The organism is Cellvibrio sp. KY-YJ-3, assembly GCF_008806955.1.
Taxonomy (GTDB): Bacteria; Pseudomonadota; Gammaproteobacteria; order Pseudomonadales; family Cellvibrionaceae; genus Cellvibrio.
Map to the genome: position 1 here is coordinate 4,402,289 of NZ_CP031727.1, position 14,826 is coordinate 4,417,114.

Sequence of the window (14,826 nt, forward strand, 5' to 3'; positions counted from 1 at the left end):
AGCTATTGCCTCATCAAAGGATATTAATATTGTATGACAATATAATCTCAGCAAGACCACCCCCTGTCAATTGGTTTTAGGGGGCTGGATGCAGTGTAAATACTTATTTTTTGCTGTTTTTAACCGCTTTGTTAGCGCTAACACCCTCACTAGTCATGACAATACGTTTGATGGTGCCATCCGGGTTATAAAACAGTTCATCAATGCTTACTGAACGGCGGAATTGACCACCATCCGGGCGACCGGCGCCAGTGTGGTAAATAAAGTAGTGCTTGTCGTTAAAGGTAATGATTGCCTGATGATTGGTGGGGGTATTACCCGCCACTTCATTGAGGATGCCCTTGTACTCCCAAGGGCCATTAATGTTCTTGCTCATGGCGTAGCCGATTTTCTCGGGGAAGCCCATAGCATAGGACAAATAGAAGTTGTCCTGATGCTTGTGAATCCAGATCGCCTCGGTGAATTCAGGCAGCCCCTTGATCTCCATAATCGGGCCGTCCAGCTCAATCATGTTTTTCTTGAGTTTGGCGTAGTAGGCCTTGGTATTACCCCAGAACAAATAGGCCTGGCCGTCGTCGTCAATCCAAACCGAGGGGTCAATATCATCCCAGTCATTTTTGGTGGCGGTGGTCATGTCGTTAGTAATCAACGCCTTACCGCGCGCATCCTTAAAGGGGCCAAGTGGGCTATCACCCACCGCCACACCTATGGCAAAACCGGGTTTGGTGTCGTTGTGGCGCGCAGTGATATACCAGTAGAACTTGCCGTCGCGCTCAATAATTTGGCTGGCCCAGGCATCGCCCTTGGCCCATTTGAAATCTTTCACCTTTAACAGGGGGCCGTGGGCTTCCCAATTGACCATGTCATCCGAGGAATAAACCAGCCAGTCGTGCATCTCAAAAAACTTGGTATTGTCTTTGGCTTCATCGTGACCGGTGTAAAGGTAGACCTTGCCGTCATGCACCATCGCCGCCGGGTCAGCGGTAAACACATCGGTAAAAATGGGGTTGGCTGCTTGTGTGAATGCCGCACAGCAAGATGCCACTGCCACGACCAAGGGTTTGATGAATGAACGCATAGGAGATTCCTCTTTCTTGTGTTTTCTTCTGTTTATTGTGCACGCCAAACGACGCAGCGGCTGATTATCAACAAGCCCCATCAGGTGGGGTTGATTTATATTGATATTATATTACAATTAAATCAAGCATCCCTTTCAAATTTTTACGTTGCCATCACAAAAGCCCCCAAACTTCGCAAGCGTCAGGGTTATTGTTCGTAAATCCTCACAATTTGGATTGCTAGAGAGGCTGCCGAAAACTTATATTGTAATACATTAATAATAATCATCTGTTCCAAGTATCTCTATATTGATATACCTGCGGCAACGGGCAGGAGCAGATTCCACTGGCGTGGCGTATTAACGAAGTAGCCTTTATGAGCCAAGACAATAACAACAGATCTACCACCAAAGCCCTGCGCAGCGCGCAATGGTTTGGCACGCAAGACAAAAATGGCTTTATGTACCGCAGCTGGATGAAGAATCAGGGCATTCCTGAGCATCATTTCCAGGGCAAACCTATTATCGGCATCTGCAATACCTGGTCTGAACTCACCCCCTGCAATAGCAGCTTTCGCGACCTGGCCGAAAGCGTGCGCCGCGGCATTCTGGAGGCTGGCGGCGTGCCGGTAGAGTTTCCGGTGTTTTCCAGTGGTGAATCCAATTTGCGCCCGAGCGCCATGCTCACCCGCAATTTAGCGGCGATGGATGTGGAAGAATCGATTCGCGGCAACCCGATTGACGGCGTGGTGTTATTAGTCGGCTGCGACAAAACCACCCCCGCATTAGTCATGGGCGCGGCGAGTTGCGACCTGCCTACTATCGTGGTGACCGGTGGGCCTATGCTCAACGGCAAACACAAGGGTAAGGATGTCGGCTCAGGCACTCTGGTCTGGCGCATGAGCGAGGACTACAAAGCCGGCAAGATTTCGCTGCAAGAATTTATGGATGCCGAAGCGGACATGTCCCGCTCCACCGGCACCTGCAACACCATGGGCACCGCCAGCACTATGGCCTGCATGGTGGAATCACTCGGGCTATCGCTGCCGCAAAACGCCGCGATTCCAGCGGTGGATTCGCGCCGCAAAACCCTCGCTTACGCCTCGGGCATGCGCATCGTCGAGATGGTGAATGAAGATTTATGCCTCTCGCAATTAATCACCCGTGAGAGTGTGATTAACGCTATTCGCACCAACGCTGCTGTTGGCGGCTCAACCAATGCGGTGATTCATTTAAAAGCCATCGCCGCACGGTTAAATATTCCCCTGGTGCTGGACGACTGGCACAGCTACGGCCATCAAGTGCCGACACTGGTCAACCTGCAGCCCTCTGGCCAATTTTTAATGGAAGATTTTTATTACGCAGGCGGTTTACCGGCCGTGTTAAAACGCATGGGTGATGCCAATTTACTGCACAAGGATTGCCTCACCGCTAACGGCAAAACCCTGTGGGAAAACAACCAGAACGCACCGTGCTACAACGATGATGTCATCCGCCCACTCGACAACCCACTGTGCGACAACGGCGGCATTTGTATTTTGCGCGGCAACCTCGCGCCGCGCGGTGCGGTATTAAAGCCCAGTGCCGCGTCACCGCAATTAATGAAACATCGCGGCCGCGCCGTAGTATTCGACAGTTTTGATCACTACAAAACCCGCATTATGGATGACAGCCTGGACGTAGATGCCAACAGCGTAATGGTCTTAAAGAACTGCGGCCCCAAGGGTTATCCCGGCATGCCGGAAGTGGGCAATATGGGTTTACCACCTAAACTACTCAAACAAGGTGTGACCGATATGCTGCGCATTTCCGATGCGCGCATGAGCGGCACGGCGTTCGGCACAGTGGTATTACACGTGGCGCCCGAAGCGCAGGAGTTTGGCCCACTCGCCGCCGTAGAAGATGGCGATTGGATTGCACTGGACGCCGAAAATGGCTCGCTGCATTTGGAAGTGAGCGATATGGAAATTGCCGCGCGTCTTGAGCAATTACGCGCCCAAAAAACGCAGCAAAAAACCGGTGGTTATTTACAGCTTTATATAGAACACGTGATGCAGGCCGACGAAGGCTGCGACTTTGATTTTTTAGTGGGTTGTCGCGGCTCTGCAGTGCCCGGCCACTCACATTAAGGTGATTTATTAGGTCAACAACTATGGCAATCACCAACCAATATCCAAGCCTGAAATACAAAGTAGTACTGATCACCGGCGGTGCATCCGGCATTGGCGCCAACTTAGTGGAGGCATTTTGCAAACAGGGCGCGCAGGTGTGTTTTATCGATATCCGCGATGAAGATGCGCACAAATTGGTGGAGCAACTGAGTCACAGCACAAGCAGCACACCACCGCGCTACTATCGCTGCAACCTGCTCAATATTCCCAAGTTGCAGGCCACCATCAAACAAATTTATAGCGATGTCGGTGCCATTAATGTGCTGATTAACAATGCCGCCAACGATACGCGCCACGATTTTCGCACTGTTACGGTGGATTATTGGAACGAGCGTTTGGCGGTGAATTTGCGCCACCATTTTTTTGCCGCGCAAGCGGTGTACCCGCAAATGCTCGAATTGGGCGGCGGATCGATTATCAATTTAGGATCCATGAGTTGGTACGCCACCCAAGGCGGTATGCCCGGTTACACCAGTTCCAAAGCAGCGATTGAAGGTTTAACACGCGGCCTTGCGCGCGATATGGGTGGTGACAATATCCGCGTAAATACGCTGGTACCCGGTTGGGTGATGACGGATCGCCAAGTAGCGATGCTCACGCAAGACAAGACTGCGCGCAACATTTTGGATAACCAGTGTCTAAAAAAATCGGTAATGCCCGAAGACATTAGCGCTATGGCATTATTTTTAGCATCAGACGATAGCCGTATGTGTACCGCGCAACATTTTATTGTGGACGGCGGCTGGATTTAATCAGCACAAGAATTCGCTTTACCGTTTTATTGCTTTATCACTTAATTTATAAATTGAATAACTCGAGGAATAACAATGAAAACTATTTTTAAAACCCTGACCCTCGCTGCCGCTATCGGCATCAGCGCCACTGCCAATGCCTTAACCGTGGGTTTTGCGCAGGTGGGTTCTGAATCCGGCTGGCGCACCAGTTTTTCTGAATCGGTAAAAGCTGAAGCCGAAAAACGTGGCATCACCTTAAAGTTTTCTGATGCGCAACAAAAACAGGAAAACCAAATTAAAGCGGTACGCAGTTTTATCGCCCAACGGGTGGATGCGATTTTAATTGCACCAGTAGTGGAAACCGGTTGGCAGCCAGTGTTGATGGAAGCCAAACGCGCGCGTATTCCGGTGGTAATTCTGGATCGCAATGTATCCGTCACCGATCAATCGCTCTACCTCACCCGCATTGCCCCCGACTTTGAAGTGGAAGGCCAACGCGCAGCAAACTGGCTGACCGAAAAAACCCAAGGCAAGTGCAACATTTTGGAACTGCAGGGCACTGTTGGCTCAAGCGCTGCTATCGGCCGCATGAAAGGTTTTAACGACACCATCGCGAAATTCCCCGAGACCCAAATTGTGCGCAGCCAAACTGCTGAATTCACCCGCGCCAAGGGCAAAGAAGTGATGGAAACCATGCTCAAAGCCGAAGGTGGCGGCAAAAATATTTGTGCGATTTGGGCGCATAACGACGAAATGGCACTGGGTGCAATTCAAGCCGTAAAAGAAGCAGGCTTGCAGCCGGGTAAAGATATTTTAATCGTATCGGTAGATGCGGTGGACGACGCGTTGAAATCTATTGTGTCCGGTGAAATTAACGTCTCCGTTGAACTCAGCCCGCACCTCGGCGGCCCGGCGTTTGATGTGATTGATCAAGCACGCGCAGGCAAAAAAGATTTTGAAAAGTGGATTCGTATGGGTGGTGCAGTATTCACTCAAGAAAATGCAGCGGCAGAATTGGCTAAACGCGGCGCCAAATAATTTTTCAAATTAATGCTGCTGAAACTGCCGAAGAAGCTGGCTGCAGGCTCGTGAGACAATCGGAGACATGGATGTCGACGCTTAGCCTCCAGGGACGGATTCACGGCGTGTCTCACGAGCCTGCAGCCAGCTTCCGATGCTTCTAGTGGCACAAACACGTTCTTAATTATTGATCGCAAAAAAGTGATCATAACTACAGTGTTAATTAACTATGAACACAAATCCAGTTTTACAACTCAAGGGAATTCATAAAAAATTCCCGAGTGTGCATGCGCTTAAAGGAGTGGACTTCACTCTGCGTGCCGGTGAAATTCATGCGTTGCTCGGTGAAAACGGCGCAGGGAAATCCACACTCATTAAAGTCATGACCGGTGTTTATCAACGCGACGGTGGCGATATTTTATTAGATGGTCAACCCATATTTCCCACCAACACGGGCGATGCACAAGCGCTTGGCATAAGCACCGTGTATCAGGAAGTGAATTTGCTGCCCAACTTAACCGTGGCGCAAAATATTTATTTGGGCCGCGAGCCACGCCGCTTCGGTTTAATTAACTGGGGCAAAGTGAATCGCGATGCCGCGGAATTATTAAAAGGCTACGACCTGGATATAGACGTAACCCAACCACTCTCCAGCTACTCCATCGCCGTGCAACAATTAATTGCCATCGCACGCGGTGTGGACATGTCGGCCAAAGTATTAATTCTGGACGAACCCACCGCCAGTTTGGACGCCGACGAAGTACAGTCGCTCTTCCGCATCATGCGCGACCTGCGCAGCAAAGGCATTGGCATTGTTTTTGTCACCCACTTTTTAGATCAGGTCTACGCCGTATGCGACCGCATTACTATTTTGCGCAGCGCAGAACTCGTCGGTGAATTTGAGGCGGCCACTTTGTCGCGCCCGGAATTAATCGGTCATATGCTCGGCAAAGAATTAGCAGCGTTGGGCGAACACAAACCTCAGAGCAGTCACAGCAGCAGTGAACCGCTGGTGGAATTAAAAGCCTTGGGCCACAACACCAATTTATCGCCGATGGATTTAACCGTTGGTAAAGGTGAGGTAGTTGGTCTTGCCGGCCTGCTCGGCTCCGGCCGCACTGAACTGTGCCGTTTATTATTTGCTATCGATAAACGCAACAGCGGCCAATTATTGCTGGATGGCAAACCAGTCAATTTCTCCGCGCCGCGCGAAGCCATTATTGCGGGCATGGGTCTCTGCCCGGAGGACCGCAAACACGATGGCATTCTCGGCCAATTATCGATTCGCGAAAACATGATTCTCGCCCGCCAAATTAAACAGGGGTGGTGGAAATTTATTTCGCGTAAAGAGCAGGAAGAAATCGCCAATCGTTACGTGAAAGAGTTGAACATCGCCACCTCGGATATTGAAAAACCGATTGAACAATTAAGCGGTGGCAATCAGCAAAAAGTCATTCTCGCGCGTTGGCTGGCAGCTGACCCACGCTTGTTAATTCTGGATGAACCTACACGCGGTATTGATATTGGCGCGCACGCCGAAATTATTCGCCTGATTCGCAAACTCTGCGCCGATGGTTTGTCACTGGTAGTCGCCTCCTCCGAACTGGAAGAGCTGGTTGCATTCAGTAACAAAGTGGTAGTGCTGCGCGATCGCAAAAAAGTAGCCGAGCTGCAAGGCGACGATATCAACCCACAACGCATTATGCAGGCGATTGCGTCGAATTAATTGATAGAGGCTGTTATGAATTTTACCAAGAACCAAAATCTGCGCCGCTATTTATGGCCCTGCGCGGGTTTGCTGGTGCTGATGATTATCAACGCCATCATTGCACCGGAATTTTTCAATATTGAATTTAAAGATGGCCGTTTCTACGGCAGCTTGATTGACGTACTTAACCGCGCCGCGCCCGTCGCGCTCTTGGCCATTGGTATGTCTTTAGTGATTGCTACCGCCGGGGTGGATTTATCGGTCGGTTCTATTATGGCCATCGCCGGTGCGGTGAGTGCGTACTACATCACCAAAGGCGTGGACAACCTTGCACTGATTATCGGTGCAGGTTTAATTGCCGGTTTAATTGCGGGCATAGTGAATGGTTTTCTCGTGGGGTATATGAGCATCCAGCCGATTGTTGCCACCTTGATTTTAATGGTAGGCGGACGCGGTATTGCGCAATTAATTAACGAAGGCCAGATCGTCACCTTTGATCACAGCGGTTTTGCATTTTTGGGCACCGGTCATTTTCTCGGCCTGCCCTTCCCTGTGGTGTTGGTAATTATCACTTTTGCGCTAGTGCAATTGCTCACGCGCCGCACGGCGCTGGGTTTATATATTGAAGCGGTGGGTGCCAACCCATCGGCCAGTCATTACATGGGGCTGAATGCTAAAGCGATTAAATTATCCGTCTACACTGTTGCCGGTTTATGTGCGGCACTGGCGGGCATGATTGCAGCGGCCGATATTCGCGGTTCCGATGCTAACAACGCCGGTTTGTGGTTGGAGCTGGATGCCATTCTCGCCGTAGTGATTGGCGGTGCATCGCTGATGGGCGGGCGCTTTTCTATTTTCCTCGCGATCATCGGCGCGCTGATTATTCAAACCCTGACCGTCACTATTATTTTGAGCGGCATTGAACCCAAATTTAATCTGCTGATTAAAGCCAGCGCCATCATTTTAGTGCTGCTGATGCAATCGCCGCGCTTCCAACAGCAATTAAGTCAGTTGAACTTCTTTAAGAAAAACAACAAGGAGATTAACCGTGCTTAATCCCAAATTTATTCCCCTCGCCGTCACCTGCATTTTATTTTTTGTATTGTTCGGAATAGGTTCAGTGCAATTTGAAGGTTTTGGCAGCTCTCGGGTATTTTTTAATTTACTGAGCGACAATGCGTTTTTAATTATTGCCGCTGTCGGCATGACCTTCGTGATTTTATCGGGCGGTATCGATTTATCGGTAGGCGCGGTTATCGCACTCACCGGTGTGGTTTGCAGTGTGTTAATTAGCAAATACAACATGCATCCGCTGGTAGTATTTCCCATCGTTCTGGTGGGCGGCACCGCCTTCGGCGCGATCATGGGTGCAATTATCCACTACTACAAAATGCAGCCGTTTATTGTCACGCTTGCAGGAATGTTTTTTGCGCGCGGTTTGGCGAGTGTAATTAGCGAAGAGTCCATTCCGATTGAACATGAATTTTATAATCAGGTCGCCGAGTTTGGTTTTATGTTGCCGGGCGATGCCTGGGTAGGTACCAGCACGATTATTTGTTTAATGGTATTAACCATCGCCATCATCATCGCCCACTACACCCGTTTTGGCGGCCGCGTTTACGCCATTGGTGGCGATATGAACTCCGCAGCACTCATGGGTATTCCGCTGGCACACACGACCATCCGCATCTATGCCATCAGCGCATTCCTCGCGACGCTGTCCGGCATTGTCTATTCCTTCTATACCTTCTCCGGTTATTCCCTCGCCGCAGTCGGTGTAGAGCTGGATGCAATTGCCGCGGTCGTTATCGGTGGCACCCTGCTCACCGGCGGTTACGGCTACATGTTCGGCACCCTGATTGGCGTACTCATCATGGGCGTAGTGCAAACCTACATTTCGTTTGATGGCACCTTAAGCAGCTGGTGGACAAAGATCGTGATTGGCCTGCTACTCTTCTGTTTCATCGCCCTGCAACAACTCTTGGTGCGCGCAAGACCTAAATAGATTGCCTTTCTGTGTAACAGAAGGGCACAGCGACTTCCGACAGATTGTTTCAAAAGCCCGGCGTCAACCACTCCGGGCTTTGTTTTTCTCCCTACCCGCCTCCACCCTCAAAAAATCTCACACATGGGCGAATAGACATTCATCGCCTATACTGGGCTTCAGGCTTGCCCTAAAAGTGGCTCAATAGAGATTGTCCCCTCCGCGAGTTAGCTACCCACATTAGTGAATAAATGAATCGACCATGAGCAAAGACGAACACTGCGGCCCAACCGGGTGCGAAGAATGCAAAAACGGCGAAGGCCTGGATTTTGACTTCACCATGGCGTTTCAGCCAATTGTGAATTGCCGTACACGCGAGATTTTTGCGCATGAAGCGCTGGTGCGCGGCTTAAACAATGAAGGTGCCGGGCAAATTTTTGAGCATGTGAACGACAGTAATCGCTACCGTTTTGATCAGGCCTGTCGCACCAAAGCCATCAAGCTCGCCGCAGAGCTGGGCATGAAAAGCTTGCTCAGCATTAATTTTATGCCCAATGCCGTGTACCGACCCGAGCTGTGTATTCGCACCACTTTAGCCGCGGCGGAAAAATACAATTTCCCCATCGAACAAATTATTTTTGAAATTACTGAAAGTGAAAAAGTCGATGACTTGGCGCATGTGCGCAATATTGTTGATTACTATCGCCAGCGTGGTTTTAAAACCGCCATTGATGACTTTGGTGCAGGTTATGCGGGTTTGAACCTGCTCGCCGAGATCCAAACCGATATTATGAAATTGGATATGGCGTTGCTGCGCAATATTGATACGCGCAAATCCAGCCAGATTATTGTGCGCGGAATTGTGCAGGTCTGCGCTGAGTTGGGTATGACTGTGGTTGCCGAGGGCATAGAAACCCACGAGGAATATGCTGTACTGCGCGATATGGGGATCGACTTATTCCAGGGTTATTATTTTGCGCGCCCCGCGTTTCAAAGCCTTGCCCAAGTACCTGCCGAGGTTTTTTAAAATCCTTTCAACAACCAATTCACAACCAATCAATCCGGAACTTGTTTTAATAAATACTGATTCGGCGCCACACCAAAACTGCGTTTAAACATCGCGGTAAAAGCGCTGGGGCTGCTGTAGCCTAAAAAATTGGCGATGCGTGCGATGGCTTCACCACGCTCCAAACGACAAATCGCTTCCGCCAGTTGTACCTGCTGCACCCATTGGCGATATTTCAAGCCAGTTTCTTTGGGAAACAAACGGATTAAGGTGCGCGCACTCGCACCTACCATTGCAGCCAAATCATCAATCGTATGGCTAACACCGGGGGCATTCATCACAAATTGGCACACCCGCTGTAAGCGTCGATCCTGCGGCCAGGGAATCTCCACGGCTTGGGCGGCGGCACCACTAATTTCCATTAGTATCAAGGCCACTAAATGCTCTCCCCGCCCCGGAATAGGATATTCCGCCGGTTCTTGCAGCAGCCCCAAAATCAACTCGCGCAATAAACTCGAGACCGAAATCGCCCGGCATTCAGTGCCGAGCGCGCGGGAAATATCCTCGCTCACGTAGAGCGTGCGCATTTCCAGATCACTCATCATGAACGAGTGATGCTCAACATTTGGCGGCACCCAGAGCGCGCGATGTGAGGGAATAGTCCACACACTATTGGGGGTAAGCACGCGCATAACCCCCTCAACGGCATAAAGCAGCTGCGCGCGCGGATGGGTGTGCGGGGGAATTTCATCGCCATTGGCATAACGCCCGCCCCAAGCCACAATCGGGCGGGGCACATGCTGTAAACCTTCCGGGCTACGCTGCTGTACGATTTTCATGCTCGAGTCCCCCTTCCCAGCAAAAACATATTCATGCCCCAAAATAGCTCAACATGTCACTTATTCGACAGTTTATGTCATATCTGCTTTTTACAGCACTTTATACTGTGCGCGCCCAGAACTCCCGGAGATAGCTACCGACATGACCCAACTGGAACCAATTCCCGCCCAGCCCCTTAAACCTATGGAATTTGATGCGACCAAAACCATTCTGCCCGTCGTGGGTGCAGTGAGTTTTGTGCACCTGCTGAATGATTTGATTCAGGCGATTTTGCCGTCCATCTACCCCATGCTGAAAACCAACTATGAGTTGAGTTTTACCCAAATCGGCATGATCACCCTCGCCTTCCAAATGACTGCATCCTTGTTGCAGCCGGCGATTGGGTTATACACCGATAAAAAACCCAAACCTTACCTGCTGCCGACCGGCATGCTGTTTACCCTGTGCGGTTTGGTGATGCTGGCGCTGGCCGATAGCTTCACCTGGTTGCTGATTGCCTCCGCGATGATTGGTTTGGGTTCATCCACTTTTCACCCGGAAGCCTCGCGCGTGGCACGCATGGCGTCGGGTGGACGTTTTGGCTTTGCACAATCATTTTTCCAAGTGGGGGGCAATGCGGGTTCGGCGTTTGGCCCACTGCTCGCGGCGGCAATTATTATTCCGCAGGGGCAAGGTGCCATTGGCTGGTTTACCCTATTTGCGATTCTGGGTGTGACGGTATTGTTTGGGGTGAGCCGCTGGACAATTCGCTCCGGCGCCTGCATTAAGAGTGTAAAAAAACACGCGCATTTTGCGCATTTAACCCGCCAGCAAGTGATCGGTGCACTCACAGTATTGGCGCTATTGGTTTTCTCCAAATACATTTACATGGCGGCGTTTACCAATTACTACACTTTTTATTTGATCGAAAAATTTTCCACTTCCGTCGCCAATGCACAATTATTTTTATTTCTGTTTTTAGCAGCAGTGGCACTCGGCACATTTGCCGGTGGGCCTATTGGCGATAAGGTCGGGCGCAAAGCGGTCATCTGGATATCCATTCTCGGTGCCGCGCCTTTTACCCTGCTATTTCCCTACTGCAATTTATTCTGGACGGCGGTGCTGTCGGTGGTAATTGGTTTGGTTTTATCCTCCGCGTTTTCAGCGATTGTGGTGCTCGCGCAGGAATTAGTACCCAGCAAAATCGGCATGATTTCCGGTGTATTTTTTGGATTAATGTTTGGTATTAGCGGTATAGCGGCGGCGGGTTTGGGCGCATTGGCGGATGCGACCTCAATTGAACATGTGTTTAACTGGTGCGCCTTTTTACCACTGCTGGGGATTATCACTATTTTATTGCCGAGGATGAAACGGGATTAATAGTATTGAGCATGTAATTGGCAGGATTGATGGGCATTTGAATAAACAGACGGCATTGTAAAAAAGGCGGCAATTGCCGCCTTTGCTGAATCCAATGTTAACGGTTTAAAAAAATAATCAAAAATCAAATATTGATTTGCGTTTACGACGCACAACGAAAAATAAAGCCGAGGACAACAACAATAAGACCAGACTGTTTGGCTCGGAAACGTTAGAAGATGTACCGCTAACAAACATTCTATATCTACCCTGACTACTCACTGATGAGTCCCACGTTAGAAGCGAAGAGGTATTTAGCGCTAGCACTTCGCCTTTGGGGTTAGATACCTGATAGGGCTGAATAAGAGTTAAGGCAGAATGACCATTGGCGCCAAACAGGCCAGAGCCAAAAATCAAACCGTAAACCCCAGCTTCAAGATCCACATCAACAGACGCGAAAGTATTTGCTGAATTTAACGGATTAAACGTGGTATGTGCCAATACATTACTCAAACCTGTCAATGTACCAGTTGGTAAGCCGAACTGATCCAACTCAACAATTGCCCCAAAGATGCTGCCTGAAGAACCACCAAAGTTGCGAAAGTGCCCGCCTATAGCATCAATTTTCGTTTTTCCCGTTAGACTAAAAGTAGTGCCTATAAATTGATCTTTAGCGATAGATGATCCGCAGCAGACAGTTGAATCAAATGGTCCCGTTCCTGTTTCAAAGATAATGCCTGCGTTAGCGTTAGAGACCAGAATAACGGTTGCAAAAAACAAAGTAATTAGCGATTTCATTTCCTTTTTTCCTTTCCTGAAATTGGACATATAGTTTATAAGGCCGAATACCAGCCGACCGCATTGTACTGTATACCTTTCGTATTACACCAAAAGATTCAAAGCGAAACACACCGAATTGACGCATAAAACATGCTCACTTCACGATAAAGTCGGGCGCAAAGCAGTAATCTGGATTTCCATTCTCGGCGCAGCGCCATTTACGCTGTTATTTCCCTACTGCAATTTATTCTGGACGGCGGTGCTGTCGGTGGTAATTGGTTTGGTTTTATCCTCCGCATTTTCAGCGATTGTGGTGCTCGCACAGGAATTAGTACCCAGCAAAATCGGCATGATTTCCGGTGTATTTTTTGGATTAATGTTTGGTATTAGCGGTATAGCGGCGGCGGGTTTGGGCGCATTGGCGGATGCGACCTCAATTGAACATGTGTTTAACTGGTGCGCCTTTTTACCACTGCTCGGTATCATCACTATTTTGCTGCCGCGCATGAAACACACCTAAAACTTTACGCCTATTATTGACTAGACTGCCCGCCACTCAGCGGGCAGTGCTTCTACCAAATAATCCATAAACGCGCGCACTTTCGGTGTTAATTGGTGCCGGTCGCGCACGCAGGCGTAAAAATCCAGTGGTTCAATTTCCGCATTAAAACCGGTGCATTCGTCGCAGGTAAATAATTCTTTTAATTCGCCTCTGCGCAAATAATCATTGGCGACAAACGCGGCCAAACGCGTAATGCCGCCACCCGCCGCCGCAAGACGCGCAAGTACATCGATATCGTCACTGATGATTGCTGTGCGCACGTCTGCGTCAAAACGCATCCCGTTTTCAACAAATCCCCAACGCAGCAATCGTCCATCAACAGCAAGACGAAAGACTAAACAATCGTGCTCGCGCAAATCGGCAGGGGTTGATGGTCGCCCTGCCCGCTCAAGGTATGCCGGTGATGCACAAAAAATGGAGGGAACCGTTGCGATCTTGCGTGCGACCATTCCATCATCCAACTGTTGTTTGATGCGGATGCTCACATCAACCGATTCCTGCACGTGATCCACACGCCGGTCAGTCGATGTAAGTTCAATTTCCAAACGGGGATACCGCTGGTTAAACGCGGGAATTAGCGGCGCTAATACATGACGACTGAATGCGGCGGTGGAGGCGATGCACAAGCGCCCTTGTAACTCTTGCTGCGTGTCGGTGACCGCTGATCTCGCCAACTCCAACTCGTGAATCAGCAGCGCGACTTTGTCGTAATAGACTTGCCCTGCGTCAGTTGTCGCAAGGCTTCGCGTAGTCCGCGTCAGCAAGCGCACACCGAGATAAGACTCCAGGCGAGCGATATTCTGGCTGGTCGCCGCGGCGCTAATCCCCACCCGCCGCGCCGCAGCCGCAATACTGCCGCCTTCAACTGCCTTCACAAAACACTCAATCCCACGCAGGGTATCCATAGTTTTCGCTTCCGAATTTGCAAGTCAATTAATAAGCTTTACTTAATACAATAAGTGCCCCTATTTATCCACCCTAGGTAGATTTATGCCCCACATCTCAAACCGGCATGGATAACCAATGCTAAAATCGCCGCCGCTTATTCAACAGAAAAAGCAACCAACGCCTGATCCACTCAGGATAGGAGTCAATAAAACGGAGTACAGCCATTGAAAACCAGGCGAATATTTATCCTTTTATCCTGTTTAATTTCGTTTTTTTACATTCAGAAAGGAGTTGCTATGTCATTATTTTTTGGCGGAGAGAAGAAAGAAGCCGTGCTTTTTTCACCACTCGAGGGAAAAATTACATTTGAGGGTAAACCTGCCGCCGGGGCGAAAATAAAATTGTGGTTTGCCTGGAAAGATAAAGAGGGAGAAAGCGAATATTTCACTGCAGATGATCAAGGGTATTTTTCAATTCCAACAAAAACTGCCGTATACAAACAAACCCCCTTGGCTCAGATATCCATTGGGCAAATGATCACAGTTGATTTTAACGGGAAAGAATATCTTATTTGGAGAGGTGGAAAATCCAGTACACATCTTTATGGTGAGCTTGGAGGCCAACCTCAAAATGTAACCTGTGAGCTCACTACAGAAGAAATGGATGCTCATTTAGAAAATGCCCTTATAGAAACGTTATGTAAATGGGATCAGTTAATTAAAAAGGACGGTAAATAAT

Annotated in this window: 14 protein-coding genes; 10 read left to right on the forward strand and 4 right to left on the reverse strand. The window is 49.4% G+C overall.

Going from position 1 to position 14,826, the window contains the following annotated elements:
• Positions 1 to 103 precede the first annotated feature (103 nt).
• Entirely contained in the window at positions 104 to 1,078 is a 975-nt protein-coding gene (locus D0B88_RS18595) for a glycoside hydrolase family 43 protein (RefSeq protein WP_040393811.1), read from the reverse strand.
• A 356-nt stretch (positions 1,079 to 1,434) separates the two neighbouring features.
• Between D0B88_RS18595 and D0B88_RS18600 the strand changes: the two genes are divergently transcribed.
• From D0B88_RS18600 to D0B88_RS18630, 7 genes are all read left to right on the forward strand, one after another.
• The gene (locus D0B88_RS18600; protein WP_007646115.1) at positions 1,435 to 3,186 is read left to right on the forward strand and encodes an IlvD/Edd family dehydratase; all 1,752 of its coding nucleotides are present in this window, start codon (positions 1,435 to 1,437) and stop codon (positions 3,184 to 3,186) included.
• Positions 3,187 to 3,209: 23 nt separating this feature from the next.
• On the forward strand, positions 3,210 to 3,980 hold the full coding sequence (locus D0B88_RS18605) for an SDR family NAD(P)-dependent oxidoreductase (protein WP_007646113.1): 771 nt from the start codon (positions 3,210 to 3,212) through the stop codon (positions 3,978 to 3,980).
• A 75-nt stretch (positions 3,981 to 4,055) separates the two neighbouring features.
• Entirely contained in the window at positions 4,056 to 5,000 is a 945-nt protein-coding gene (locus D0B88_RS18610; protein ID WP_151059025.1) for an ABC transporter substrate-binding protein, read from the forward strand.
• 211 nt (positions 5,001 to 5,211) lie between these two features.
• Complete coding sequence (locus tag D0B88_RS18615; RefSeq protein WP_151059027.1) at positions 5,212 to 6,708, forward strand: sugar ABC transporter ATP-binding protein; 1,497 nt, start codon at positions 5,212 to 5,214, stop codon at positions 6,706 to 6,708.
• A 15-nt stretch (positions 6,709 to 6,723) separates the two neighbouring features.
• Positions 6,724 to 7,746 carry an ABC transporter permease gene (locus tag D0B88_RS18620; protein ID WP_007646106.1) on the forward strand — a complete coding sequence of 341 codons (1,023 nt, stop codon included), beginning with the start codon at positions 6,724 to 6,726 and terminating at the stop codon, positions 7,744 to 7,746.
• On the forward strand, positions 7,739 to 8,695 hold the full coding sequence (yjfF, locus tag D0B88_RS18625) for a galactofuranose ABC transporter, permease protein YjfF (RefSeq protein WP_151059029.1): 957 nt from the start codon (positions 7,739 to 7,741) through the stop codon (positions 8,693 to 8,695). Before D0B88_RS18620 ends, yjfF begins: the two co-directional genes overlap by 8 nt.
• 241 nt (positions 8,696 to 8,936) lie before the next feature.
• Positions 8,937 to 9,701, forward strand: coding sequence for an EAL domain-containing protein (locus D0B88_RS18630; protein ID WP_151059031.1), 765 nt, complete (start codon positions 8,937 to 8,939; stop codon positions 9,699 to 9,701).
• 29 nt (positions 9,702 to 9,730) lie between these two features.
• On the opposite strand, the gene D0B88_RS18635 is transcribed toward D0B88_RS18630, so the two are convergent.
• Positions 9,731 to 10,519 carry a helix-turn-helix domain-containing protein gene (locus D0B88_RS18635; protein ID WP_151059033.1) on the reverse strand — a complete coding sequence of 263 codons (789 nt, stop codon included), beginning with the start codon at positions 10,517 to 10,519 and terminating at the stop codon, positions 9,731 to 9,733.
• Positions 10,520 to 10,661: 142 nt separating this feature from the next.
• Between D0B88_RS18635 and D0B88_RS18640 the strand changes: the two genes are divergently transcribed.
• Positions 10,662 to 11,879, forward strand: a complete 1,218-nt coding sequence (locus D0B88_RS18640; RefSeq protein WP_151059035.1) for an MFS transporter — start codon at positions 10,662 to 10,664, stop codon at positions 11,877 to 11,879.
• Positions 11,880 to 11,996: 117 nt separating this feature from the next.
• Here the strand turns inward: D0B88_RS18640 and D0B88_RS18645 are convergent, their stop codons facing one another.
• Complete coding sequence (locus tag D0B88_RS18645) at positions 11,997 to 12,656, reverse strand: PEP-CTERM sorting domain-containing protein (RefSeq protein ID WP_191966472.1); 660 nt, start codon at positions 12,654 to 12,656, stop codon at positions 11,997 to 11,999.
• Positions 12,657 to 12,774: 118 nt separating this feature from the next.
• Between D0B88_RS18645 and D0B88_RS18650 the strand changes: the two genes are divergently transcribed.
• Complete coding sequence (locus D0B88_RS18650; protein WP_370452469.1) at positions 12,775 to 13,158, forward strand: hypothetical protein; 384 nt, start codon at positions 12,775 to 12,777, stop codon at positions 13,156 to 13,158.
• Between the two features lie 20 nt (positions 13,159 to 13,178).
• Here the strand turns inward: D0B88_RS18650 and D0B88_RS18655 are convergent, their stop codons facing one another.
• On the reverse strand, positions 13,179 to 14,105 hold the full coding sequence (locus tag D0B88_RS18655; protein ID WP_151059039.1) for a LysR family transcriptional regulator: 927 nt from the start codon (positions 14,103 to 14,105) through the stop codon (positions 13,179 to 13,181).
• Between the two features lie 279 nt (positions 14,106 to 14,384).
• Between D0B88_RS18655 and D0B88_RS18660 the strand changes: the two genes are divergently transcribed.
• Positions 14,385 to 14,825 (forward strand): DUF4198 domain-containing protein, encoded by a 441-nt coding sequence (locus tag D0B88_RS18660; RefSeq protein ID WP_151059041.1) that lies wholly within the window; start codon positions 14,385 to 14,387, stop codon positions 14,823 to 14,825.
• Position 14,826: the final 1 nt, after the last annotated feature.

Bases quoted from the DNA above. Each gene is read 5' to 3' on its own strand.
- D0B88_RS18595 (WP_040393811.1), bottom strand. From the start codon at position 1,078: ATGCGTTCATTCATCAAACCCTTGGTCGTGGCAGTGGCATCTTGCTGT.
- D0B88_RS18600 (WP_007646115.1), top strand. From the start codon at position 1,435: ATGAGCCAAGACAATAACAACAGATCTACCACCAAAGCCCTGCGCAGC.
- D0B88_RS18605 (WP_007646113.1), top strand. From the start codon at position 3,210: ATGGCAATCACCAACCAATATCCAAGCCTGAAATACAAAGTAGTACTG.
- D0B88_RS18610 (WP_151059025.1), top strand. From the start codon at position 4,056: ATGAAAACTATTTTTAAAACCCTGACCCTCGCTGCCGCTATCGGCATC.
- D0B88_RS18615 (WP_151059027.1), top strand. From the start codon at position 5,212: ATGAACACAAATCCAGTTTTACAACTCAAGGGAATTCATAAAAAATTC.
- D0B88_RS18620 (WP_007646106.1), top strand. From the start codon at position 6,724: ATGAATTTTACCAAGAACCAAAATCTGCGCCGCTATTTATGGCCCTGC.
- D0B88_RS18630 (WP_151059031.1), top strand. From the start codon at position 8,937: ATGAGCAAAGACGAACACTGCGGCCCAACCGGGTGCGAAGAATGCAAA.
- D0B88_RS18635 (WP_151059033.1), bottom strand. From the start codon at position 10,519: ATGAAAATCGTACAGCAGCGTAGCCCGGAAGGTTTACAGCATGTGCCC.
- D0B88_RS18640 (WP_151059035.1), top strand. From the start codon at position 10,662: ATGACCCAACTGGAACCAATTCCCGCCCAGCCCCTTAAACCTATGGAA.
- D0B88_RS18645 (WP_191966472.1), bottom strand. From the start codon at position 12,656: ATGAAATCGCTAATTACTTTGTTTTTTGCAACCGTTATTCTGGTCTCT.
- D0B88_RS18655 (WP_151059039.1), bottom strand. From the start codon at position 14,105: ATGGATACCCTGCGTGGGATTGAGTGTTTTGTGAAGGCAGTTGAAGGC.
- D0B88_RS18660 (WP_151059041.1), top strand. From the start codon at position 14,385: ATGTCATTATTTTTTGGCGGAGAGAAGAAAGAAGCCGTGCTTTTTTCA.